Origin of the sequence: Acinetobacter vivianii (assembly GCF_014635885.1) — a bacterium.
Taxonomy (GTDB): domain Bacteria; phylum Pseudomonadota; class Gammaproteobacteria; order Pseudomonadales; family Moraxellaceae; genus Acinetobacter; species Acinetobacter vivianii.
On the sequence record NZ_BMDR01000001.1, the window covers coordinates 91582 to 117283 of the forward strand.

Genomic DNA, 25702 nt, shown 5'->3' on the forward strand with positions numbered 1-25702 from the left:
ATAAGGGTGCATTCTCTGAGAGAAATGGAAGTGAATACGGTTCAAGCGGCAACAATAAGAATAGAGCATGATCTACTGGGTGCAAAAGAAGTTCCAGCAGATTGTTATTATGGAATCCATACTTTACGCGCAATTGAGAATTTTAAAATTTCGTCGCAAAAGGTTGGACAAAATGGCTATTTTATCCGTGCCTTGGCGCAAGTTAAAAAAGCCTCGGCACAAACCAATTTAAGTTTTGGAAAATTAACCGAAACTCAAAGTCTAGCGATTCAGCATGCCTGTGATGCCTTAATTACAGAAACAGAAAAATGGCAAAATTCTTTCCCGATCGACATCTATCAGGGTGGTGCTGGGACTTCGATTAATATGAATAGCAATGAAGTCATTGCCAATATTGCACTTGAGTCATTAGGTCATCAAAAAGGCCAATATGATGTCATCCATCCCAATGATCATGTCAATAAATCCCAATCGACCAATGATGTTTATCCAACAGCAATTCGACTATCGACTTACTGCTCACTGGATCCCTTGTTTGTGCAAATGGATAAATTGATTACTTCATTTGAAAATAAAGCAGTTGAATTCCGCTACGTCTTAAAAATGGGGCGCACCCAATTACAAGATGCCGTACCTATGACACTTGGGCAAGAGTTTCGTGCCTTTGCAACTCTATTAAAAGAAGACTTGCGATTGATTAAGCGTACCCGTGAATTATTACTCGAAGTGAATCTGGGGGCGACTGCGATTGGTACAGGGGTGAATACACCTAAAGGTTATGCTGCGAAAGTCGTGTCTTGCTTGAAGGAGATTACAGGCTTAAAACTTGTGGGGGCAGAAGACTATGTCGAAGCAACCAGTGATTGTGGTGTCTTTATTATCTTATCAAGCGCGTTAAAACGTCTGGCATGCAAGCTTTCAAAAATCAGTAATGACCTACGTCTGCTAAGTTCTGGGCCACGTACGGGTTTAGGTGAAATTCAATTGCCCGAGCTACAAGCGGGTTCTTCAATCATGCCGGCAAAAGTCAATCCAGTCATTCCTGAGGTCGTGAATCAGATTGCATTTAAAGTGATTGGTAATGATCTTACGATTACTTTTGCTGCTGAAGCAGGGCAATTACAGCTGAATGTGATGGAACCTGTGATTGCAATTTCATTGAATGAATCAATTGAGTTATTAACGCATGCTATGCAAAGTCTGGATGAGAAATGCGTGCGGGGGATCAAGGCGCATGAACAGGCTTGTCATGATGCAGTGATGCGTAGTGTTGGAATTATTACCTTGCTTGATCCATTATTGGGTCATGCGCTCTGTGACGAAATTGGTAAGCAATGTATTGCTGAGAATAAAACCATTCAGGATGTAGTTTTAGAGCGAGGTTTATTGACTCAGGCTCAACTTGATGAAATTTTCTCTTTTGAGAATCTGGTTTCTGAGGTGGATGGCATCCCTGTAGATTACGTTGCTTAATGAATGTAAGAGTCTCAAAAACAAAAAAAGCCCAGTAAGTGTACTGGGCTTTTTGATCGAGATTTATAAAATTACAAACCTGATTCGTATTCGCTATTTGAAAGTAATTTTTCAACATCCGCCATATTGTCGGGTTTGATCTTGTAAATCCAGCCTTTGCCATACGGTTCATCATTAACGAAATCAGGATCATCTTCAAGATCGGTATTTACTTCAACGACTGTACCTGAAACAGGGGCATGAATATCTGATGCTGTTTTTACAGATTCTACAATACCTGCCTGTTCTGTCGCGGTTACATGGCTGCCCACTTCTGGGGTTTCCACATAAACCAAATCACCCAACTCATCTTGTGCATGGTCAGTAATGCCTGTTACAACGAGGTCACCCTCGACTCTTACCCATTCATGCGTGCGTGCATATTTCAATTCTGCTGGATGATTCATGACAACTCCTTAACAATCTGTCGTATCATTTTTATTTGGTTTATACATGCTTTTCAATAAAAACAAAAGCTTTCGGCATAGAAGATCTTATAAGTAAGGATCTTTACGCCAGTTACTTGGACTACGGCCACTCCAGCGCTTAAAGGCACGGCTAAAATTCGCAACATCCGAATAGCCAAGCTCATCTGCAATCTGTTCCAGACTATAATCCGTTCGGGAAAGCAGAGAGGTAGCATGACGATAACGAACTTCATCTACTAAGGTCGAAAAAGAAGTTCCTTCTGCTGCCAACTGACGCTTTAAAGTGCGGTCAGACATATGCAAACGTTCAGCTACACTTTCAATACTGAGGTAATGCTGTTCTGAATTGGTGAGAATATCACGGACACGCATCGCTAAACGACGACGTTCGCCAAGTGCTGACAGTTCAGTTTCACATTGATTAATGGCAATCTGACTGGCAATCGGATCGGCATTGACCATTTTCAAACCCAGATACTTTTTATCAAAGCTTGAGATTAAATGCGGCTGGTTAAAACGAATACTGCTACTGAGTTTATCTTTATATTTTTCAAAGCCTGCTGGTTCTGGGAAATCCAGATCCACTTCACCGCTTAAATCTTCTATTCCAGTTAAGGCTCTTGCCATGGTCATGATGCCAATGGTCAAACCTAAAATAATTTCGGTGCGTAAAGGCTCAACTTCAATATCACATTGCAGTTGTAAGGTCGCCTTAGGGCCGAAGGTTGAAAAATAAAGCTGTAAAAAAGGCAGACGTAATTGAATAAAGCGGCTTGCCAATGCAATTGCATCGGTAATGTCATGCGCCGTCATAATGGCATAACCAATAAAACCATGAATGGAAATTCGCATTTGCGTACCAAGGTGAAAACCTAGTGTACTTTCACCAGTAAGGCGCAAAGAATGCTTCACCAATTCATTGGCAATCGGCGTTGGAATTCGATAATTCGGATCAGCCAGTTGTTCGCTCGTTAAATGAAATGGAGCAAATAATGTTTCGTCGCTATATCCCCAGCGAGAAACCACATCTAATAGCAATAAGCCATAGACGCCTGGTATTCCTTGATCTTGACGAGTTGTGCTTGTTTTCATGTGCTTTCCGTGGCGCTCATCAATTTTGCCAATATCTTTTAAACTTTAAAGTCTTAAACATCTTTACATGAAATAAAATAATCAATCTTAAAAATTGTTGGACAAAACAGTCACTGAATGTCCAAGCCTTAAGCAGCTCTTCTAAATACCAAAATTTTGGTTGTAGATATTAATAGCACATCACCATGCTGGTTCAAAGCTTGGGTTACGTAGCTGACGATACCGCGGTCAGGTTTTGTTTTAGATGGAACAATTGCCGTAATTTCCACTTCAACATGAATTTTATCGCCCGCACGTGTCGGTCGTGGCCAGCGTAAGCTTGACTCTGTTCCCAGCAAGCCGCCTGCCACTGGAAAACATTCAGTCCAAAGGCGCATGGTCACGGCTGAAGTGTGCCATCCGCTCGCTGCCAAGCCTTGAAAAATAGGATGTTCAGCAGCAGCTTGCTCATCAGTATGAAAGGGTTGTGGATCGTATTGATTGGCAAATTGTTTTACTTCTTCAAGTGTCATTTCATATTCACGGCTGATGAAACGATCACCAATATTAAGGTCTTCTAAATACAACATTATTCTGTGTCCTGCGTTACCCGTTGTTCAACCAGAAAACCGCCTGTCTGACGTTTCCAAAGTTGAGCATATAAACCATCCTGAGCAATAAGTTGTTCATGTGTGCCTTGCTCAGCGATTCTGCCTTGATCAAGCACAATGAGACGATCCATTTGTGCAATAGTAGATAAACGGTGAGCAATTGCAATGACCGTTTTGCCAACCATCAAGTCATTTAAACTGCTTTGAATGGCCGCTTCGACCTCGGAGTCAAGGGCACTGGTCGCTTCATCTAATATTAAAATGGGTGCATCTTTCAGGAAAACCCGTGAAATTGCAATACGTTGGCGTTGTCCACCAGACAGTTTTACACCACGTTCACCCACATAAGCATCAAATCCAACACGGCCTTTCATATCGGTTAGCTGCGGAATAAACTCTTCCGCTTTGGCTTTTTTGACAGCCTGTTGAATTTCAGCTTCAGTCGCATTTGGACGACCGTATTTAATATTTTCGGCAACGGTACGATGTAACAGAGAAGTATCTTGTGTCACTAAGGCAATATTGGCACGTAAACTATCTTGGGTTACATCATGAATATTTTGTCCATCAATCAAAATGCGACCTTGGTTGATGTTATAGAAGTGCAAGAGCAGTTGAATCAGCGTTGATTTTCCGGCACCAGAACGACCGACAATCCCAATTTTCTCACCAGGTTTGATGGTCAGGTTAAAATGGTCAATCACATTTTTCTGATTATAAGCAAAACTAACATCTTCAAAACGAATCTCGCCGTGCTGTACTTTTAATTCAGTGGCATTTTCCTTGTCCTGAATCTGGATCGGTTTGCCCAGTGTTTTCATACCATCCTGAATGGTACCGACATTTTCAAACAGCATGGTAATATGCCACATGATAAATTCGGCTAGACTATCCAGCTTGAGTACCATCGCTGTAGTCGCAGCAATGACCCCAATTGCTGCCTGACCTTGTGTCCACAGCCAAACAGATGTTCCAATCACACTAATAAACAGGAACGCACTGAGTAAACGAATACTGATCTGGTATTTCACACCCAGACGCATTTGTTTATAGACCGTCACCATAAATTCCTGCATCGACTCTTTGGCATATTGGCTTTCACGACCAGCATGAGCAAAAAGTTTTACAGTTTGAATATTGGTATAGGCATCGGTGACGCGACCAGTCATGACTGAACGTGCATCGGCCTGTTGCTGGGAGATTCTACCCAGTCGTGGAATAAAGTAGCTGGCAATGGCAATAAATAGGGCTAACCATAAAATCAGGGGAACAATCAGCACTGGCGAAATTGCACCCATGACCAGACTAATGGTAATAAAGTAGACTAGTACATAAACCAGCATATCACCAAGAATCATCCAGAATTCACGTACTGCCAGCGCAGTCTGCATTACTTTGGCGGAAAGGCGGCCAGCAAAATCGGTATGGAAGAAATCCAGACTTTGTTGCAACAGTAAATTATGAAAGCGCCAACGCATACGCATTGGAAAGTTACTAAACAATACTTGGTGTTTGATAATCGATTGCAAGCTAACAAAGAAAATATTGGCAAACAAAATGCTGATCAGGATGGTTAAATTCTGCTGATTGTTTTCTAAAAAGGTGTTGGGCTGACTTTTAGTGAGCCAGTCGACCAATTTACCTATATAGGAAAAGAATAAAGCTTCAAAGCAGGCCGCAGCAGCAGTACATGCAATCAGTAAAAATAGAAAAGGGCGAATGCCTTGAGTGGATTGCCAAACGAAAGCAAAAAAGGTAGTCGGTAATGGTTTGTTTAAGTCTTTAGTGGGGTATGGATCGACTAGCTTCTCAAACCATCGCAGCATTTCGGTTTCCTCTAATCTAAAGTACTAATTCAGCTTGTTCTGTAGCATAGCAGAAAATCAGCAATAGAGATGAGAAAAGGATATCAATAAAAAAGCCATATCTTTTACAGGATATGGCCTAAAATGGTCTGATTTTATAGTTGTTCTAAAGAATGAGCATTAACCAAAAAATTGTAAAATCGTCTGAATAACAACAACATTTACAAGGTCAATGAAGAATGCACCCACAAGTGGAACGATTAAGAATGCTCTATGGGATGGACCATACATATTGGTAATGGCTTGCATGTTAGCAATCGCATTGGGTGTTGCTCCCATGCCAAAGCCGCATAGACCGGAGGCTAATACTGCCGAATCGTAATTTTTCCCCATTACGCGGAAAGAGACATAAACTGCAAATACCCACATTGCAATCGATTGAGCAATCAGTAAGATAATCATTGGAATCGCAAGATCAGCCAATTGCCAAAGTTTCAATGAAACCAAAGCCATTGCCAGGAATAATGCGAGTGCGGTATTACCAAACACATCAATTGAACGGTCAAAGATTTCCTGTTTTAAACCAGTTTCCAGAACGTTTCTCAATAGAATGCCGCCGCCCAATGCCCAGACGAAGGTTGGCAGTTCAAACGCCGTACCCATGGTTAAGTTCTTCATGGTTTCAGCAAATGCCAAGGCAAATGCAAACATACCTAAAGTCACAATTGCATTATCAGCAGTAATCAAGCGTACTTTCTGAGGTGCTTCAAAAGTGTATTCACTCTCTGTGAGAGGAGCCTCTTTATTTTCTGCACGGGTTTCTGCTTTTAATGGAGAAGCCAGATTATGTTTACGAATTAGGTAGCGAGCCAATGGGCCACCCATTAAGCCGCCGACTACCATACCAAAGGTTGCACTTGCAATTCCCATTGGCAAGGCGCCTTCAACTGCATATTTGGTTTCAAAGATTGGTCCCCAAGCTCCAGCAGTACCTAAGCCGCCGACTAAGGCAATTGAGCCCGCAATAACACCCATCAATGGATCTAGACCGACCATAGAAGCAATCACCATGCCTACGCCATTCTGGATTAAAACAAAGAATGAAATGGCAATCAGAAAGATGATTAATGGTTTCCCGCCTTCTTTAAGCTTTGCAAAGTTAGCACTTAAACCGATTGATGCAAAAAACATCAACATAAATGTATCTTGCATCGGTTTATTTACTGAAATGGTATAACCCGCAAACTGGTGGATTAAGTAGAAGATGATTGCACCAACCAGACCGCCAGCAACGGGCTCGGGAATATTGTATTTGGTCAAAAAAGGGATGCGCTGATTTAGAATGCGTCCTACATAGAGGACCAACACCGCTAGCATGAGCGTATATGTTGGATTAAGTGTGAAATCCATAGATGTCCTTAAAGAATGAATCACAAAGCATGCAAATGCTGTTGAGCGCGCTAGATTAAATTAAAAAAAATTCCTTTGAAATAATTGATTTTTGCTGAATCGTGAAGTTTTTAAAATTTATCCATGCTTTGAATGAGTGGAAGAAAAAAAGAAGAAAATTACAGTAAATTTAAGCATTTAATTTAATAGTTTTTTATAAAAAACTATCATTTTTCCTATGCGTTATCGTCGTTGAAAGCATGTCAATTTTCTGGAAATTGATCAATTGTCTGAAAGGCTAAATTTTATGCATCTATCACGATATCAACTTCAAAAAGTAGAATAAAAAAAGAGAGAAAGCGTTGTATCGAACATTTTTTATAAGCATAAATCAAATAATATTCACTTATTTCTATCGCACAAAATTTTTGTATTTCGCTGCTTTACATTTTCTGGTCAAAAGTATTCAAACACGATAAAAACCAAAACAGAAAGACCATTTTTTTAAATGAAAAAGACAATATATTGAGAGGCTTAATTTTTTTGTTGTATGAGAAACTTGAATGAATAAAAAACATATTATTTTGGCGACGATTGTTGGTTTGGTGATTGGCGGTTTGCTTGGCTCATTGGGCTATTCAAAAACAGCTGCGCGTTATGATGCGATGACGACAGCCTGTGTGATGGTCAATCAAGCGGTAGAAAATGAATTGTTAACACTAGAACAAGTGAAATTATTGGGGTCTTTAACTGGGCAGAGCCTCAAGCAGGACTATCCATCTGTTGCTGCAAAATTCAATTTTTCTGAAAAACAATTGGCCAATGCTTCAGAAGGTTCAAATTGCAGCCAGTTTATTGTGGGTGTAAATGAAGCGAAGTAATCTTTATTAATCAGAAAAGCCCAATTCGTATTGGGCTTTTTTTGTGATCTATGGGCGGTACAAAAGGGCATACCATGATGGATACAGTGAGCGTATACTGATGAGGTATACTAAAATCACATAGGATCAAAAAATGCTGATTAAATTTGCAGTTCGATTCATGAGTGTTTTGTTAAGTGTACTTGCTTTGGTCGCCATCGTTATCCATTTCTTCTTTTCAAGTCATTTAACGACTGATTTATGGATTATTATGGTTCCAGTGATCTTGGGGATTCCGATGCTAACATCTGTCGTTATTGCCAAAGATGAAGAGTTAAGCCTGCACTAGCAGTACCAATTTAATACTTTAAAAGTCCATCAAAAGGTGGGCTTTTTTTGTTTCTATGCTATAACAGGACTTCCAGTCATAAAGGAGTCTGAAGTGGTTATTTCCCAAATCAAGACAAGTTTAGATCAAGAATATGATTTATTCACGCAATCTCAAAGTTATCAGTTGTACAAAAATAGTGAGATACCTCTTAAAGCATTATTCTTTAGTGAAGCACTTAAATCACTTAAATATCCGCATAGTCATTTGATCCCTATGGGAGGCGGTATCTATAAATTTATGAATTTTAATAATTTTGAGTTAGATGTAAATTTATTTGATACGCCACAGTTTAAGAATAAAACTGGATTTATCAATTGGATTTCAGACACATTGCATAAAAATATTTATAGTCAGTAATTAATTTAAAATATTGACCAATTCGTCATATAAAACGCTCACTTTCAGCAATGAATTTGAGCGTTTTATGTTATGAAGATAAATAAAAATACTTAGTTCTTTTTACATTTCTTTTACGTAGTTATTAGCCTTATAAATCTGTCGTTTCTCTAGCGAATAAAGAGATATTTAATATTCATTTCTCATTCAGGTTACTTAAAAAAACATGGCTTACTTTTCATAACCGAACCTGTCTGTTTTGCATCTATTTATCTGGTTAGCTTGTTAAGTAATCACTTTTGATGATTTAGCTAAGGAGAAAAATATGGACACTATCCAGTTTTCAGATTGCGCTAAAGCTTGTCTGGTTTGCTCATTAACTTGTACCACGTGTGCATCGGCCTGTTTAGAAGAGGAAAAGGTCGAGATGATGCGGGAGTGTATTACCCGATGTCTGGAATGTTCAGATATTTGTATGTTATGTGCCAAAGCACATCAACGAGAATCAGTTTTTTTGGCTGAGATGTGCCAGATCTGCGCAAAAATATGTGATTGGTGCGCCAAGGAATGTATTAAACATGCCTCTGAACATTGTCAGCAATGTGCTGAAACCTGTCATCAATGCGCCATAGAATGTAGAAGAATGGCTGCCTAATTGAATCAAGATTGATGAAGAGAGCAGATTGTAAAGAAATTATAGCTGATACCAAAAATGAAAAAATGCTGATAAGAAATTGTGAAGACTATAAAGATAACGACCTGTCATATAGTCAAAATATTCACTCAGCTGAAAAGCAGCAATGATTGGAAAGCTTATCAACTGATAGGCTTTTTTATGTATGAACAATCCAAGTTACACAAACTCAATGTAAGTGCTTCGCTTTTGATCAAAGATTACCGATACAAACAGCTAAAAATAACAACTTTACTTAAGATAAAAACTTAATTATTAAATGAGAGCATTATCAAATGACGAATAACTTTGAAAAAAACTTTAAAAAATCTCCTAACTTAACTGTTACAACTTCGATCATCGATCGTTTTAATCCAAAGTTCTGGCGTGTAGACGGTGCGCAGACCATGTCTTTTGCAATTACGAATTTTGGTAACGGTTTTGAAGCATGTTTCCGTTCTCGTACCACCACTGATCTGGTCGGTGTTAGTTGGGATTCTTATGATGTAAAAGATCATAAATTTCTCGCTTATGAGACTAAATATGACTACAGCGGTACGATTTGGGATTTTGATATTGAATTATCGGCAAGTATGCCAACGTTAAATAATCCCGCTTTAACACCGACATTGACTGTGCAATATCATGAAAATGGGGTCGATAAAGTTGCCTATATAGTGCTGTTTAATTATGCGGATCAGCCAGCCTCACGATCAGCGCATATTCATATCAACTGGGATACCGTTAAGGCAGGGTTCTCTGCAACAGATCCATTTCCTGTAAGTAACATTCAGCGTATTTCTTTTTCTGGATTTACAATGAGTTACAATGGACACTCAACACTTCCATTGGCTCAGGCAGAAGATGGTTATATCCGAGTGACGAACTCCGTCACCACAGGCCCAAATGCCAAGCTGACTTTAAATCGGGTCTCAGTTCCTGCGCATGAGTATGGCATTTGTACCAGTTATGACGATCATTATGATCTTAATCCGCAACGACTGGTCGATAACATGGCGGCTTTGGGTTATCACGGCTTAATTAATCATTATTGTGGCATGTCTAAATATCCTGAAATGTCATGGAAAGCCGATATCAATAAATGGCAAATTCCAGATCCATTATTAAGCAATGCAGATGTGGTTAATCCATGTACCCGAAAATGGCACGAACATTTTGCTCAGGCATTACATTGTGCCGATATGCAGCCTGTTTTTGGGGTGAGCTTTGAAATGTATTCATTGGGGGCCAATGAATTCTGGGCACAGCGTGACTGGAATAGTGATCTGGGCCGTACAGGTTATGAGCCACCAAGTTATTTCTTTAGTCCATGTGATCAAAATGCGCAGGCTTATTTGCATAAAGCATTTATTGAGTTTGCAGATACCATGGTTGTTGGCGGATGTGAAGTGAATATGCAGATTGGCGAACCGTGGTGGTGGTATAACCAGGGCACAGATCTCCCATGTGTCTATGATTACCCAACCAAACTGGCTTTTAATGCAGATACTGGTTTGTATGCACCGAATCTAGGCACGATCTACGAAGCCATGAATAAGACGGGAACGCCGTATGATGAGTTTAAAAACTGGTTAAGAAACAAGTTGGGACAGACCTGTCAGGATATTCGTACTGTGGTTAAGACAAAATACCCTCAAGCCAAAGTCTGCCCATTAATTTTCTTCCCGACAATTCGCACGCCAATTGAGACTCTGGTGACGGATATCAATTATCCGCGTGAACATTATTCATATCCGAATTTTGATTACCTCATGACGGAAGCCTATGACTGGATTTTAGAAGCACGTTTGGGCTTGGCACATCAGGCGGTGGCAGAGATTCCGACGCAGGATCTGAATTATCCAGAAGGTAAGGTTGCATATCTGGCTGGCTTTGTACCGGATTCATCCATTGCTCATTTATATGGCTTTGACGCGAGCAAGGCTTATCGAACACCGATTTGGCAGCGCGTATTTGGAGATATGCAAAATAATCAACCGTTGGGGCTGATGAAACAATTCATTTGGGCCTATCCTCAGGTTATGGCTGATTCCGTCACAATCGATATTGCACAGGCACCAAGCGGTTTCTTTGTGGAGCATAGTTTATATTCTCCAGTCAGCGACGATACGCCGTATCCACCTGAAATTTATTTATAAAATTAAACTTATGATGAAAAAGGCTTTGTGATTCAAAGCCTTTTTTTAGATTCATATTTTGCAGAAAATAAATGGAATTTTTAGGGCAGCGTTTTTGCAGCACAAAGTTTAGGAAGTGTTCTATAAACTTTACGAAATAGACAAGAAATTGAAAAATAAATTCTCATTTATTCAAATGAAAACTGATATACACTAGCTTTTATTACTTTCTAGAACTTAAAGATCCTTATGAAAAACAAGATTCTATTCTTTGGTTTGATTGCAATCGTATGTGTAGGTTGTAATAAGCAGCCTGAAGTAAAGAGTGAAAAGGCTCAGGAAAGCTTCGAGACAGTAGATAATAAAATTTCTGAGTATATGGATATTCTGGATAATCCAGATACGCCTAAAGCGCAACAGACTAAAGTACTTTGTGAGGATTATCCAAAGCTGTATGAATCGAAATATATTCCAGCTTTGTTAAAGGTTGCACCAAAAGATTACACCAAAGAAAAATTGATGAACGATTTAAAAATATCGACAGATTACTACGCTGAAAAGCTGGATATTATTTGTAAATAAACAATAACGAACTGCAATAAAAAAGCTCCAATTTGGAGCTTTTTCTCTGTACAAAATTTGATATATTCATCACATAATATCAATCATTAGGCCTATTTAGGGGACAGTATGAGTGAAACCCAACACCATCTAAGAGAAAGCACAACCAATACCTTTATTGCGTGGGTTGTTATGATATTGGGATGTATTGCTGGCATTGCTTTTATTGTACTTTTCGGGCAAATAGAAACTCGAAACGATAATCTGGACATCGTTCAAGTTTGGTCTGGAAAAATTATTGCTGTCGGTATCGGCATCATTATGAATGGCTTATTGTTTGGCTATTTACTGCTCAAGGTCAGTAGTATTTTGCAATATTATGAGCAAAGAAAAATAACAAACATTGCAGACTAAGTGCGATCTGCATACAAACAACAGAAATTTCTAGTCATTTAAGCGTGTTATATCTACTCTAATAAGTTGGGGGGAGATAATTATATGTGGACAATCATTATTACGCTGGTCATCGGTTTATTGATCATATTATTTGCCAGAAAATTCCAAAATAATGAAAGTCTATCGACCTCCGCTTCAGAGGATGCTTCTTTTGCTGATAATGTCTTATATACCTTCGAGATTACTGGCGAACACTCTTATCAGCATCATCTAAGAGAAATTGCGAGAGCAACAGATCCTACTTCTAAGTTTGTGGAAACTACTGCGAGCGTTCGCTCTGAGCCATCAAATTCAAGTCATGACCACACGATTCGGGTAGAAATTCAGGGGTTAACGGTGGGTTATCTTAAAGATCAGGATGCAAAACAGTTGGCTGGTCATCACATTGATAAAAAAGTCTCAGCTGTGATCAGTTATGGCCGATTGAGTGGGCAAAATGAAGAGGGTTATGGGGTCAAGCTTGCTGTAAAGCGTTTAGACGATTTACGTTAAGTGGCGCTAATGAATCAATCTGATCACCAATTTGCGACTTATGCGCCAAAATATGTCGTTTAGTTCAATTTGATGACTTGAAAAAGTGGAAATAGAACATATTATATTTTTTTCTTATTCTGATATCACAGGCGGAATACAGTGAACGAAGAAATTTTGTTACCTGCATCACGAGCTACTGCAATTTCTAATGCCAATGTTAAAAAATTAACTGTAGATAAAATTCTCTCCAAGATTTCAAGTACCATTAAATTAAGAGCCAATGATGGCGACCGCGATGCCTTACAACAATTTTCAAAACATGAAGTGAGTAGTGAGGACGCAGATATTGTTGTCACTGAGTTAAAGGCTGCGGGTTATCGTGTTTTCCTTAATCCTAATTTTACCAATACCAATATCCAGTTCCAGCTTGAATGGGACTGAGGTAAAAAGTTAAAAAAAGCCCTAACTGTTTAGGGCTTTTTTTATGTGATCTAGAAAATATTAATTTCAATGCTTATGATGATTAAGTGGGGATAATTTTTATAAGATAAATTTTAATATCCTTAAGTGTTTAGGAAATATGTTTATAATGTTGAAAAAATAGCAATAGAGCGAACAAAATGACCTTAAAAGGGTTAGTGATTTCAATTTTAGCAATCACATTGATATCTGTGAGCTACCTGTATCTAGATTATAGAAAAACAGGGGGGTATCAGCTGAATAGTGACGGTTATTATGGTTATTCTTTCCCTGCTGATAACGGATTAAACAAAGTTGAGGATTGTGAACTCGCCAATACTGAACATCCTAATGAGCCTCCTGTATCGAAAGAATGGATGGAAGGGTGTAAGCGATATTTTGAGATGAATTAAAAAGTGATTGAAAATATTCATTTACTCTTAAGTTTTAAAATATTTGTACTCTATAAAATAAATTCTTTTCTAATGTTGCCATTGTTTAACCTTAAATATATTATGAAGTTAAAAGCAAATAAATAAGTATTAATAAAACGGGGTAAAACCATGGAAGAGTTTATTTCAAAATTAAAATCACATATTGAACATGTTAAAAGAGTAGGAAATCATTGTTCGACAGAAGAAACCACAAAACAAGCGTTAATTTTGCCGCTGTTGGATATTTTGGGTTTTAGTCCTTATGATCCAACTAAAGTTCTGGCTGAATTTGCAGCAGATTTTCCTGGAGTGAAAAGTACAGAACGAGTTGATTATGCACTATATTGTAATGGTCAACCAGTTATGTTTATTGAAGCAAAGCCTTATGTTGCTGATTTAACAAATCATGCTCCACAACTATCACGTTATTTTAATAGTAGCTTAGGTGTTACCATTGGGGCGATTACAAATGGTAGGGAATGGAGGTTTTTTACTGATTTGATTAATCCAAATATTATGGATGAAAAACCTTTCTTAGTCGTAGATTTTACAAAAAATAAAGCCGAAGAGTTGGTACAACTTGCTGAATTTAAACATGATAACTTTCATGCAGAAAAACTTCGTTTTTTTGCTGAAGAAAATCAATATATCCAACAGTTTAAAACAGTGATTAAGAAAAGTATTAATGAAGTAGATCTTGATTTTGTTCGATACGTCGCACAACAAGCAAGTATTCAACGACAATTAAATACGAAATTTTTAGAGTCTATTCAGCCTTTTGTAAAGCAAGCAGTTGAGCAGGCTATTAGTGATACAGTCGTTAAAGGTTTATCTTCGCCAACAATAATTACAGCCCAAGCAATTGAACCGACACTAAATGTTCCAGAAGAAAAACCTGTTAATATAATAGAGGAAGAGCCAGATTTCGTTGTAAATCCTGATAATGCAAAAATTATAACGACAAAGGAGGAGTTAGAACTTTTTAGGATTGTTAGCGAACTTTTCCCTGAAATTGAATTGGAAGCAAAAGATACTGAAAGTTATTATTCAGTTTTGTATCAAGGTAAAAATAATCGTTGGCTTTTTAGGTATGATGTAAACCGAAAACGTCCAACTATCCAATTTATTGTACCTTTAGATGACGAGCGTAAAAAAGAGCTTCAAAGAGCTGCTTTAGAAGTTCAATCTAATGGGCAAGTATTTTTAGAAAAACCTCAACATATTTATCGAGTAGTTGGAATACTAAGAGATTGTTTAGATTTTTGCATAAATGATGATAATTTTAAACGGACAGCGAGTTGAAAAAATAGCCTCATTTGAGGCTATTTTTATGTTTTAAATTCGAAGAGTTGTTACGCTTTTGTTTCTTGCTCAGTCGTAAGTAACTGGAAATCATGACCTGATGGCGCTTGATAAATTCTCAAACCAAACTCAGGAATAATCGCAATCAAGTGATCAAAAATATCAGACTGGATGGCTTCATAAGATGCCCATGCAATGGTATTGGTAAATGCATAGATTTCTAATGGTAAACCTTCACTGGTTGGCTGCATTTGACGTACCAGAATGGTCTGGTTCTGCGCAATCCCTTGATGCTGACGCAAATAAAACTCAACGTAAGCGCGGAACGTTCCGAGATTGGTTAAACGACGCTGGTTATAACGTGACTGGTTGCTTAGGTGATTATTGAACTCTTCAATTTCAGATTTTTTTGCATCCAGATATTGGTCGAGTAATAAAAAGTCTTTTAACTTTTGTTGCTCATCATCACTCATAAAGTGAACGCTACTTTGATCTAGAAAAAGCGAACGCTTAATACGACGGCAGCCCGATTCACTCATACCACGCCAGTTTCTAAAGGTATCAGTAACCAGTTTATTGGTTGGAATCGTTGTAAATGTCTTGTCAAAGTTCTGTACGGTCACCGTGTGTAATGACATATCAATTACATCGCCATCCGCATTTAACGATGGCATTTCAATCCAGTCCCCGATACGCACCATGTCATAAGACGCAATCTGTACGCTGGCAACCAGTGAAAGGATTGTATTCTGGAATACCAACATCAGGACTGCGGCCATTGCACCGAAACCAGCAAGCAATGTAAATACATCTTTCTTGAGGAAGGTACCCAAGATCATCAAGCCACAAACAACAAACAGGATCAGTTTCACCAGTTGCAAATAGCCTTTAATTGGCTTATTTCTTGATTTTGGATTGCGCTGATAGATCAGGTTAAAGATATTTAAAGCTTCACTCACGGTCAATGCAAGTGTAAGGAAGATAAATGCCTGCGCACCCATTTGAACCAAGCTAATGACTTTCTCTGGTAAGTGAGGAACGGTGCTAATACCATTCATAATCACAATAGCTGGAACAATATTTGCAAAACGGCGGGTAACACTATGTTGGGCAAATATAGACTGGTTCGGAGACTTAAATTTTGTAATTAAATGGCGAATCCCACGAACAATAATTCTTTTCGCAATAAAGTTTGCAAGCGCTGCAAATAAAATTAAAACAATTAAGGCCAATACCATCTCAAGCCAAGGATAATGACTTAATTCAACCCGAATATCACGGATAAAACCTAAATAATCCAAACTAATACACCTTAAAATTCTTTAAGAGAGAATTGTAAGGTGTATTTGATATTTATAATAATCTGATCACAGTTTATATACGTTCTGTAAGGCGTTTTTACATAACGCAGTGGTGTTTTACCACATTAAATCATCAGGAATGACATAAGCTGCGTATGGATCTTCTTCATCAGTAGTCTGGTCATTGTTCTCGGTATTGTTATTGACCAAGATAAAACCTTGCATTTTCTGGTCAATCTTGTCAGCCAGCGCTTTCGGCAGGTATGCATAATTGTCCTGATCTTTGGCAATGACCAGCGATCCTGAAACAAGTGCGTTATAAACCTGTTGTGAAAGATAGACTTTCTTGATTTTCCCTTCATCAATAAACTGATAGGTCACATCGCCGTTAATATCTTTCACTTTGTGCTGTTTAATCATCTGAATGATCGAAGCTTTTAGCGCTTTTTCTTCCAGAATCTTTTGCTTTTCCAGATTTAGTGCCTGATCTTTGGCTAATTTTTCTTGCTTGGCACGATCAATTTCAGCCTTGAGGACTGCATCGTCATTTTGTCCAGTACGTTGTTCGTGCTGCACCTGTTTGGTCAGTTTTTTCGCTTTTTTATTATCCACCAACCCAGCTTTTAATAATTGGGCCTGCAATGCATTTTTAACCATAATTCAATCCAAATGTGAGTTTGATGAAGAGCGAAAATAGAAAATCCAGTATGCCATACTCATTCCTAGACTTAAGCTCGCTGGAATAAGAAAGCTATTTAATTTTAAATAAGGATAAAGCGCACTCGCAATGAGTCCACCCAATAAAAAACCGATAAAAATGAGTAGATGTAGAAAAATCCGACGTTTTTCTACATTCAAGCCACGAGCTTTATATCCCAAAGCTAAACCAATATCCGTGAGCACGCCAGAAAGGTGGGTGGTTCGGATAATTGCGCCTTTGTAGTGGCTCACCATCGCATTCTGTACACCCATCGCGACACATGCCCAGAGCAAGCCATAGCGAGGGAAATAGGGAAGCAATAACCAGGTCAGCAACAGAAAGATGGCAACCAGACTAAGAGGAAGCCCATAACGCCGTCCAAATGCGACATTGCCATTTCCCAGAATCAGGCCGCTATAAAATGAGCCTGTGACAAAGCAGATGACGACTAAGGTGAGATAAATAAAATGTTCAGGCTGCCAGTCCAGCAAACTCATTGCCAAAATACTGACATTGCCTGTCATATGAGAAACAGATTGATGTAAGACCGTAAATAAGCCTAAAACGTTTACCATCCCTGCATTCAGTGCAAGTAAGAAGGCACCAAGTTGAATCCAGTTGGGTAAACGTTGAAGTGGCATATCAACCTATGAATTTGGACGGTCTCTGAAATCAACGGCAGCAGTAAAGAGAACATCGGTAGATGAGTTTAAAGCTGTTTCTGTTGAGTCTTGCAATACACTGATAATCATACCAATTGCAACGATCTGCATTGCAATTTCAGATGATATACCAAACAAGCTACAAGCAACAGGGATCAAGAGCAAAGATCCACCTGCAACACCTGATGCACCACATGCTGATACAGTCGCAACCACAGATAAAATGATCATGGTGCTTAGGTCTACTGGAATACCTAAGGTATGTACAGCTGCAAGCGTCAGTACCGTAATCGTCACTGCAGCACCGGCCATGTTAATGGTTGCGCCTAGCGGAATAGATACACTTGCTGTTGCTTCATTTACACCTAGACGATGAGCCAAATCCATATTGACAGGAATATTGGCCGCTGAACTACGGGTAAAGAATGCAGTGATACCGCTTTCTTTTAAGCATGTAAATACCAATGGATATGGATTTGCTTTCATTGTAATTGCAACCAGAATTGGGTTGATCACAAGCGCAACAAACAGCATGGTACCAATTAACACAAATAAAAGATGTGCATAGCTTTTTAATGTCGCTAAACCTGCATCGGCAAAGGTTACTGCAACCAGACCAAAAATACCGATTGGCGCAAAGCCAATCACAGTATGAATGATTTTATTCACTGCATCTGCAATATCTGTTAAGACCTGTCTCGTTGTATCTGAGCTATGACGTAAAGCCAGACCTAAACCAATCGCCCATGCCAGAATACCAATGAAATTAGCTTCACCAATCGCTTGTACAGGGTTTGCAATAAAGCTTAAAAGTAAATTCTTTAAGATTTCAGCTAGACTGCCAGGCGCTTGAAGTGCACTGTCAGTTGGTAAGTGCAAGAATAGCTGGCTTGGGAACATAATACTTGCTGTCACTGCACTAAATGCAGCCAGCAGCATACCCACCACATACAACACCAGAACTGGTCTGATATTAGAACTCTGACCAATCTGGAAATTTGCGATTGAAGCAAGAACTAAAACAAAAACTAAAATCGGTGCAACAGACTTTAATGCTTTAATGAATAATTCACCCAATAAACTTAAGTAGGGTGTAAAGTTAGGAAAGAGCAGAGCTACTCCAATCCCGAGAAAAATAGCGATAATAATTTTGCTAACTAAGCTCAAGCGAGACAATACATTAAACATATAAAGGCCTTATAAACCTATGCACGGTTTAAGGTTAAACAAGGGCGGTATTCTATACCTAAGAACCGTGAATAATAAAATTTTTTTTGCAATTCAATTACTTTAAAAATATCGAAAAAATTAAGACAATGTTTTTAAAAAAAAATTAGGAAAACATGACACATCCTTTTGTATAAAAATAATCCATTAAAATTGATCATTCTGCGAGCATATCAGGCGAAAGTGTTTGTATTGCTTGATAATGTGATAAAAATATTTGACCCGTAAGTTCCTTGGTCAGTTCTGATTTAATCAATTTATCCATCACAAAACTTTTCACTTCCGACAAATGCAACTGGATGTTTAACTGCGATAATTCACGGTTAAGATCTTCCAGCATTTCTAAAGCACTCAGATCAATATTGCTAATACTTGAGCAATTAATCACAACATGTTGCAGTTCTGCATTTTGGCTGACTTCCGTAATTACATGACCTTTTAACACATGCGCATTTAAAAAAGTCAGATTTTCATCAACGCGAAAGGCAACTACGGTTGGTGTCGTGATGACATCATAACGTGATACATTTCTAAAATGTTGAGTCCCTTCGATCAGACCAATCACTGCAATATGTGGACGACTAATTTTCCACAGCAATAGAACAAACGTTAAAATAATACCAATCATCAATCCTGTCGAGATATCAATACAGGTTACACCAAAAAATGTTGCCCACATGGCAAGGCCGTCTGCTTTTGAGTACTTCCATGTTTCAATAAAGGGTGAAAGGGTAACCAGTTTCCAGATAGAGACAAAAATTGTTGCAGCCAACACGGCTAAAGGTAGATTTTGAAAAAAGCCAGTAAAATATAAACTGACTGCAATCATAAATAATGAAGAAAGTACCCCTGAGATTGGAGTCTTTGCACCTGCATCCGCATTGACAACGGTACGGGATAAACTTCCAGAAACAGCAAAACCTGAATTTATCCCTGCAGCAATATTTGCCAGACCTAAAGCAATCAGTTCTTGATTACTGTTTAAATCATCGCGCTTTTGCAATGCTGTTGCCTGCGCAATCGCGAGTGACTCCACAAAGCTGATCATGGCAATCATAAAGGCACTCGGTAGAAGCTGCTGAACCAAGCTTAGATTCCATGTTGGAAAATGTAAGCTTGGTAAACCTGTCGGAATGATACCCACGGTTTTAATGCCCAGAGTATTCTCGTTCATCAAGCTCAGCAAAATAATAGAAGACAATACCAGCACCAGCGGAAGGATTTTATTTAAAAATCCAGAGCGGATAAATTTCGGCAGCAAAAAAAGTAATAAGACCGAGATCAGGCCAAAACTCATCCCTGTAAATGTAATAAGGTGAAAGTTCTGAGATAGGCTAATCAGAAATTCTGGAATATTACTGGCTTGTAAGGGAATATCGAGTAGAAACTTGAATTGTCCCAATGCAATTAACAATGCTGAAGCAATGATAAAACTTTGAATAACGGGATGACTAATCAGCTGGATCAAAAATCCGAAACGCAATAGTCCCAGAACCATCGAAATGATACCCACCAAAAGCGCCAGTAGACATGCCGCTTCGATATAGGCGGTAGAGCCCACAGGGAATAATGGATTTAATGCCGCAAATACCATCATCGAAATAATGGCGACAGGGCCGATAGATAGGGTTGTGCTACTTCCAGTAAATGCATAAATAATCATGGGTAATATACTGGCGTATATCCCCATGATTGGTGGCAGTCCAGCCAGCATGGCATAAGCCATACCTTGTGGCACCAGCATTGCCAGTACAATAAGCGCAGCAACCAGGTCTGACTTAAAGCTTGAAAGTTGATACTCGCTTAACCATTTTCGTGCAGGAAATAGTCTGGAAACATTTCGGTTGAACAATTTCATGCATCATAGTCTAAATCATAAATTTGTATATATTATGCAGAAAAAATGCTAAAGAAAGCTATGATGATCTTAATTTCTTCAACAATTATGTTTGAGGACAATAGTGCTCATATAAAGTGTTTAAAATTGCTTTGAGTTTTGGGTCAAGAATTGAATAAAAAATTTGTTTACCATCACGGCGGGTAGATACCGCATTGCTTTTTCTTAGCATCATGAGCTGTTGAGACAGGGTAGGTTGGAAGATTTGCGTGATTTCTTCAATCTGTGAAACATTTAACTCTTGTTTAGCTAAATGGCACAAAATAATTAACCGATCGGTATTAGCCAGAGATTTAAGTACAGTGACAATTGTACCCGCAGATTCTCTCATTGCGTCGATCTCAAAATCCTTTTGCATACTTATACTCATTACGTTACAGCCGTGGCTAGTATAAAGTCAGTGCAAGAAAAAGTTGTAGTAAAACTGCTTATTTGCAATGGTTTTTAATGAAAATATATATAAGTAAAACTGATAAAATGATTAAAAAATGCTGATTAAATCTTAATTTTTCTTTAAAGTGTTAATTGGTTAATTTTATATCTATTTATTGTGTTTTATATCTCATTTATATCGAATTAAACATCTTTTCAGGCAACTTTATTGTGTAGTTAAACTGAAAAATAAAATTAAGTGCTTAATATATTTAACAAATATAAAAAACTCGAAAAAAAGATTGTGCTTTGATAAAAAGTATATATAATGAAAAACAAGACAGAACGATCTGTCTGCATAAGAAGGATCGGGAGTGCGAAAGTACGACCGCCAGAGGGTAATAATATTTATTATTCTTTTTACACTCAGACGCAAGCGTGAGCCACAATAATAATTATAAATCACGCTTTATTTTTTTCAATTCTTTATTCAAATCTTGCTTAAATTTGTCTAATTATTATCCCTCTATTCATAAAGGGATAACATGACTTATGCAAATTCTTTTTCAAAATTGATCAGATGTTCAACGCGCTTCCAGTATTCATCCATTTCAACGGAATGTTTGTTGACGTGTGCTTGAATCGTCATACCATCTAAAATACTGACAATCAAAGTAGCGAGATGCGTCGGATTACGAATTTCGAGATTGGCAAGCAAGTTTTGAACGAGCGCAGTTAACCAGATTTTGTACTGCGTTGCTGGTTGTAAAGTCGATGGATAAATCTTGATCACTTCTTCTAAAGCTTTCTGGAACATACATCCATTGAAGTCTTCGCTATTAAACCAAGCCGAGTACCATTGAAAAATTGCTTTAAGCTGGCTTAGGTGATCCGTTTGGTCACACTCTGCCAAAGTTGCATTAAGAGAAGTCTGAAGGTTAATATTGCGTTGGATCAGGCACTCTTCAATAAGTTTTTCCTTTGAAGGGAAATATTTATAAAAGGTCATCTTTGCAACGCCAGATTCACTAATAATACGATCAACACCAATCGAGTTATAACTGTGCGAATTAAAAAGTCTTAATGCTGTGTTAATAATATCTTCTTTTTTTGACATACAACGCCTCAAGTTAGCCCATCACCAAGAGCACCATGTTGCATTTCATCATGCAATTTTCGCTGGGATTCTACATGGTATTTTAGAAAGATCATAGGGAAAAATAATAATATTTATTTAATTGATCCTTTGAGCTTTCTTTTCAAGGGGAGTATAAAAATTAACGATATGAATATTGAGGAAATAATCAGAAATACGTTTATTCAATTGAACTTTTGAATAGAATTATTGATCAAAATAAATGGATGATAATTCATCTAATTGTTTTTACAAGATATGTGGTTTTATTCAAATAATCTTTAACGTTTGGAAAATAATGATCAGTGTCTAATTGTTGTTTGCTATGGTTTATTTATTTATCAGAGAAAATATTTTTGAAAAATTGATTCTGGAACGGGTTTTTAATAAAACTGTAATATTTAAAAGTCAGTTATTTTAGTTAAAATAAATAACTGACTTTAATCGTATAATTTTCTTTTTTATGATTTTGAGGCTTGTGTTGGTAAGCCTGCAATCAGCTTGACAAAGTTCTGGTAAAGCGTGGACTGTTGATTTGGCGTGTAGACAGAGCGCTTAATGTTACCTTTGTCGGTTTCTATCGAAAGCTCAACATTCTGAGCTTTTCTTAACTCATAGAGAAACGAGCTTGGAACAATAAAGCTATTGGAAGAGCGTCTTGGGATTAAACGGTTAATATTTTTTTGTTCAGTTGGGCCCACAGGTTGGTAGGCGAAAGATCGCCCATCGATCAGGAAGGTGATGCTTTTGATATCGTAATAGTCATAACTACTATTGAGCACAGTTTCGACTCTTAATTGCTGTTTTTGTTGTTTATCCCATTCAACAAAAACATTGGGACACAGTTCATTGGCTTTACAGTTCAGTGAACCTGCTGTTGCAAGATTATCTAATGTGGCTGGTGTTGAAGAGTCTGGTAGAGTTGAACAACCGCTTATAGCGATACACAGGCTAAGCAGGCATAAAGTTTTATTCATTTTTCATTCTCTCGTGTATGAATCTTTCATGATTAACGATGGAGTTGTGGTCCAAGAAATGCAAACGGCTTGGTGACCTTGAATTGTTGGGTTGCATCACCGGCAAAAGTATTCTGTTGATCTTTTCCAAGATCAAGTTTGCGGGTTAAACCATCTTTAAAGTTAATTTTCTTTAAATCTACCCAGAACACGTTTGGCGAAACTGCTGATTCAAAGAAATAGAGTTGCTGTTTATGATCGGCAACTGTTCTCCAGCGTGTTGAGGAAATATTCGGTTCTTCTGCTGTATTTAAACCATATGGCACGGATGCATTACGAATTACACTAAAGACCGAGGCAAGGGCATCTTTTGGATCGTCATTTTTAGGAATGGCATTGATATAGAAAGAGGCACGGGCGAAACGGTCAGACGCGCGATTGGTACCAGGTAGCATCACAGTTCCACCAATTTGTTGCCAATACGTATTAAGCGCAAGTTGCTGGTCAAAGGTCGGTGAGTTGGTCATAACCTGATATTTTTTATCATGGTGAATGACTTGTTTACCGCCAATATACTCAATAATTGCACTGTCTCCAGTTTTATCTGAAATCGATAAATGTAAGGTCGTAAGACGTTGCTCACCAGGTACACTGTCAGTAATTAGGTCAAAAGGTTCTTTTTCTAACGCACTGACCGCCTCGGCAACAGTCGCATAATTATCCAGTACATATTGAGCCCAAGCGGAAATGCTGAGTTGAGGTTTATTCGAATGCTTGGTGTCTGGATATTGAGATTCGACCAGCCATAGCACATTTGCGACCAAGCCGGCTTCATTCATGCCATCTGTTGTTGAAATGTCGTAACCAGTGGCGATCACACTGCCATACTTGGCTTTCCATTTCAGTGATTTGGGGCCTGCATTGCTGTCTCTTATCACATTGCTGGGTAGAATCCAGAGGTTAGTACCAACATCTACTTTCCAGTCCATTGATCGGGCAGTAATGATATGGTTGTTATTTCCTAGATAAACTGCACGAGTACAGGCATGGCTCGTCTGAAGGATCAGAGAGGTCGCGAGAAAAGAAAAACCTAAAATTTTTTTAAACACAAGTGGTACTCCTTGCTGTTATATAAGCATGATTTCTATTCAATGTTTTTGTAATGAATTAAATTTAGTCTATTAAAAAAATTATCTTATTCAAGCAATAAAATGTAATCAATATAAAAAGTAGGGATTTATTTTTTCTTGATTCTCATAGAGGTAGCCCGATAGGGAAAAATCTTCTCTATCGGGCCAGATGTTGGAGAGTATATAGTTTAATTTGGCGGTAATAACATCACAATCGCATTGTTGAGCAAGAGTGCGATATCTTCCAGAATTTCCGCTTCATTAAAACGTTCATCCAGTAATAGGCTTTCACCATCTGCAATTTGTTTTAAATAAGGCATGAATGCTGCTGAAATACAAACCGTATCGCCATTTGCCCAGAATTCAAAAGAGTCGCCCTGTTTTCTGTAAAGCAATCTTGAAGCAGGCTCTAAAATAATCTGGTAATCCACACCAATCACTTCAGCCACATCATTCGCATCCACTTCTTCAGGTTCAGGAATGTTATTTGGATAGCTTGCTTCACTCATGTAGGCCATGATCGCAGAATCAAATTCAGGCGCTTGGGTGAGGTAGTCTAATAGTTGAGTTTTTAAATAGGCAAACTCAGTGCTATTAATTTCACCCAGATGTGCAGTCTGTTGACGTGCGATATCTGCCAATGGATTCTTGAGTGAGGTATTTTCTGCGAATTTATCACTGACCTGATCAATCATCTCTGAAAGATTTGGCATACGGAAACCAAATGAGAAGGTTAAGCAATCATCTTCTGCAACGCCGTAATGCGATAAGCCAGGTGGTACATAGAGTAAGTCGCCTGGTGCGAGCACTTCATCAAAATGCACATCCATTTCAGCTAAAAGTTTTAATGGCTGATCTGGAATAAATTGGGTTGAATCGTCACACATTTGACCTAATTGCCAACGACGATGGCCATGACCTTGTACCAAGAACACATCATAAAAATCGAAGTGTTTTCCAACAGAACCACCTTTTGGTGCATAAGACACCATGATGTCATCGCGACGCCATTGTGGGATAAACGGGAATTTTTTCCATAACTCAGCAATATCGAATGAGTAATGATCAACTGCCTGAACTAACAGTGTCCATAGATTCGGTAATTTCTGGAAGTCACCTTTGGTCAGTGGCGCTGATTTAACATGCCACTCATTTGGATTTTTATTTTTTTGACGAATCAGGCGGGCAGTGACATGTTCTTCCAATGCAAGCTCTTGTACGTCTGCTGGCTCTAAGAGGCCAATAATTTCAGGCATAGCATTACGAACTAGTAAAGGTTTTTTTTGCCAATATTCATTAAGAAATTGTTCTGCGGTAATGCCGCCGAGTACCGCTAAAGATTGAGACATGGGAAATGAAACCAACAACATTTAAATTGGTGTGTATTGTCCCTTGAGTTGAATGTTGGTGCAAGTCTTGTAT

Annotated in this window: 27 protein-coding genes; 12 read left to right on the top strand and 15 right to left on the bottom strand. The window is 38.3% G+C overall.

All coding sequences use genetic code 11. The annotated features are described in order from the left end of the window. Positions 1-24: 24 nt before the first annotated feature. Positions 25-1473: an aspartate ammonia-lyase gene (gene aspA / locus IEV36_RS00435; protein WP_155757680.1), complete on the top strand. Its 1449-nt coding sequence runs from the start codon at positions 25-27 to the stop codon at positions 1471-1473. A 71-nt stretch (positions 1474-1544) separates the two neighbouring features. On the opposite strand, the gene gcvH is transcribed toward aspA, so the two are convergent. The 5 genes from gcvH to gltS all read right to left on the bottom strand — a co-directional run bounded on the left by gcvH (position 1545) and on the right by gltS (position 6837). Next, positions 1545-1919: a glycine cleavage system protein GcvH gene (gene gcvH / locus IEV36_RS00440; protein WP_005257168.1), complete on the bottom strand. Its 375-nt coding sequence runs from the start codon at positions 1917-1919 to the stop codon at positions 1545-1547. A gap of 87 nt (positions 1920-2006) precedes the next feature. Then, positions 2007-3032, bottom strand: coding sequence for an AraC family transcriptional regulator (locus IEV36_RS00445; RefSeq protein ID WP_005257172.1), 1026 nt, complete (start codon positions 3030-3032; stop codon positions 2007-2009). Between the two features lie 128 nt (positions 3033-3160). Beyond that, a complete protein-coding gene (locus IEV36_RS00450) occupies positions 3161-3601 on the bottom strand; it encodes a MaoC family dehydratase (protein ID WP_005257174.1) in 441 nt (146 codons plus the stop codon). Then, positions 3601-5448, bottom strand: a complete 1848-nt coding sequence (locus tag IEV36_RS00455; protein WP_005257176.1) for an ABC transporter ATP-binding protein — start codon at positions 5446-5448, stop codon at positions 3601-3603. Before IEV36_RS00455 ends, IEV36_RS00450 begins: the two co-directional genes overlap by 1 nt. Positions 5449-5607: 159 nt before the next feature. Next, positions 5608-6837 (bottom strand): sodium/glutamate symporter, encoded by a 1230-nt coding sequence (gltS, locus tag IEV36_RS00460; protein WP_005257177.1) that lies wholly within the window; start codon positions 6835-6837, stop codon positions 5608-5610. Between the two features lie 542 nt (positions 6838-7379). Here gltS and IEV36_RS00465 point away from each other — a divergent pair. The 11 genes from IEV36_RS00465 to IEV36_RS00510 all read left to right on the top strand — a co-directional run bounded on the left by IEV36_RS00465 (position 7380) and on the right by IEV36_RS00510 (position 14900). Next, positions 7380-7697: a hypothetical protein gene (locus IEV36_RS00465; RefSeq protein WP_004771845.1), complete on the top strand. Its 318-nt coding sequence runs from the start codon at positions 7380-7382 to the stop codon at positions 7695-7697. 133 nt (positions 7698-7830) lie between these two features. Then, positions 7831-8025 carry a hypothetical protein gene (locus IEV36_RS00470; RefSeq protein ID WP_004771846.1) on the top strand — a complete coding sequence of 65 codons (195 nt, stop codon included), beginning with the start codon at positions 7831-7833 and terminating at the stop codon, positions 8023-8025. A 93-nt stretch (positions 8026-8118) separates the two neighbouring features. Beyond that, the gene (locus IEV36_RS00475; RefSeq protein WP_005257178.1) at positions 8119-8424 is read left to right on the top strand and encodes a hypothetical protein; all 306 of its coding nucleotides are present in this window, start codon (positions 8119-8121) and stop codon (positions 8422-8424) included. 304 nt (positions 8425-8728) lie between these two features. Beyond that, on the top strand, positions 8729-9058 hold the full coding sequence (locus IEV36_RS18740) for a four-helix bundle copper-binding protein (protein WP_081402409.1): 330 nt from the start codon (positions 8729-8731) through the stop codon (positions 9056-9058). A 314-nt stretch (positions 9059-9372) separates the two neighbouring features. Next, the gene (locus tag IEV36_RS00480; RefSeq protein WP_005257181.1) at positions 9373-11235 is read left to right on the top strand and encodes a non-contractile tail sheath protein; all 1863 of its coding nucleotides are present in this window, start codon (positions 9373-9375) and stop codon (positions 11233-11235) included. Between the two features lie 228 nt (positions 11236-11463). Beyond that, positions 11464-11796, top strand: coding sequence for a hypothetical protein (locus IEV36_RS00485; protein ID WP_004771849.1), 333 nt, complete (start codon positions 11464-11466; stop codon positions 11794-11796). A 108-nt stretch (positions 11797-11904) separates the two neighbouring features. Beyond that, the gene (locus tag IEV36_RS00490; RefSeq protein ID WP_004771850.1) at positions 11905-12189 is read left to right on the top strand and encodes a hypothetical protein; all 285 of its coding nucleotides are present in this window, start codon (positions 11905-11907) and stop codon (positions 12187-12189) included. 84 nt (positions 12190-12273) lie between these two features. Then, on the top strand, positions 12274-12723 hold the full coding sequence (locus IEV36_RS00495) for a hypothetical protein (protein ID WP_005257182.1): 450 nt from the start codon (positions 12274-12276) through the stop codon (positions 12721-12723). A gap of 141 nt (positions 12724-12864) precedes the next feature. After that, on the top strand, positions 12865-13146 hold the full coding sequence (locus tag IEV36_RS00500; protein ID WP_004771852.1) for a hypothetical protein: 282 nt from the start codon (positions 12865-12867) through the stop codon (positions 13144-13146). Positions 13147-13325: 179 nt separating this feature from the next. Beyond that, on the top strand, positions 13326-13577 hold the full coding sequence (locus tag IEV36_RS00505) for a hypothetical protein (RefSeq protein ID WP_004771853.1): 252 nt from the start codon (positions 13326-13328) through the stop codon (positions 13575-13577). 150 nt (positions 13578-13727) lie between these two features. Beyond that, entirely contained in the window at positions 13728-14900 is a 1173-nt protein-coding gene (locus IEV36_RS00510; protein WP_004771858.1) for a type I restriction endonuclease, read from the top strand. Positions 14901-14950: 50 nt separating this feature from the next. Here the strand turns inward: IEV36_RS00510 and IEV36_RS00515 are convergent, their stop codons facing one another. The 10 genes from IEV36_RS00515 to IEV36_RS00560 form a co-directional block, all read right to left on the bottom strand. Further along, complete coding sequence (locus IEV36_RS00515) at positions 14951-16201, bottom strand: mechanosensitive ion channel family protein (protein WP_005257183.1); 1251 nt, start codon at positions 16199-16201, stop codon at positions 14951-14953. A gap of 117 nt (positions 16202-16318) precedes the next feature. Further along, positions 16319-16858, bottom strand: coding sequence for a DUF2058 domain-containing protein (locus IEV36_RS00520; protein ID WP_004771861.1), 540 nt, complete (start codon positions 16856-16858; stop codon positions 16319-16321). Between the two features lie 3 nt (positions 16859-16861). Next, on the bottom strand, positions 16862-17542 hold the full coding sequence (locus IEV36_RS00525; RefSeq protein ID WP_005257185.1) for a YoaK family protein: 681 nt from the start codon (positions 17540-17542) through the stop codon (positions 16862-16864). Positions 17543-17548: 6 nt separating this feature from the next. Beyond that, positions 17549-18751, bottom strand: coding sequence for a serine/threonine transporter SstT (gene sstT / locus IEV36_RS00530; protein WP_005257187.1), 1203 nt, complete (start codon positions 18749-18751; stop codon positions 17549-17551). Between the two features lie 196 nt (positions 18752-18947). Next, a complete protein-coding gene (locus tag IEV36_RS00535; protein ID WP_005257188.1) occupies positions 18948-20648 on the bottom strand; it encodes a SulP family inorganic anion transporter in 1701 nt (566 codons plus the stop codon). An 85-nt stretch (positions 20649-20733) separates the two neighbouring features. After that, entirely contained in the window at positions 20734-21045 is a 312-nt protein-coding gene (locus IEV36_RS00540) for an ArsR/SmtB family transcription factor (protein WP_004771865.1), read from the bottom strand. Between the two features lie 564 nt (positions 21046-21609). Then, positions 21610-22176: a TetR/AcrR family transcriptional regulator gene (locus IEV36_RS00545; RefSeq protein ID WP_005257190.1), complete on the bottom strand. Its 567-nt coding sequence runs from the start codon at positions 22174-22176 to the stop codon at positions 21610-21612. 479 nt (positions 22177-22655) lie between these two features. Continuing rightward, complete coding sequence (locus IEV36_RS00550; protein WP_005257193.1) at positions 22656-23171, bottom strand: hypothetical protein; 516 nt, start codon at positions 23169-23171, stop codon at positions 22656-22658. Positions 23172-23203: 32 nt separating this feature from the next. Next, positions 23204-24259, bottom strand: a complete 1056-nt coding sequence (locus tag IEV36_RS00555; protein ID WP_005257195.1) for a linear amide C-N hydrolase — start codon at positions 24257-24259, stop codon at positions 23204-23206. A 209-nt stretch (positions 24260-24468) separates the two neighbouring features. After that, entirely contained in the window at positions 24469-25629 is a 1161-nt protein-coding gene (locus IEV36_RS00560; RefSeq protein WP_005257198.1) for a cupin domain-containing protein, read from the bottom strand. Positions 25630-25702: the final 73 nt, after the last annotated feature.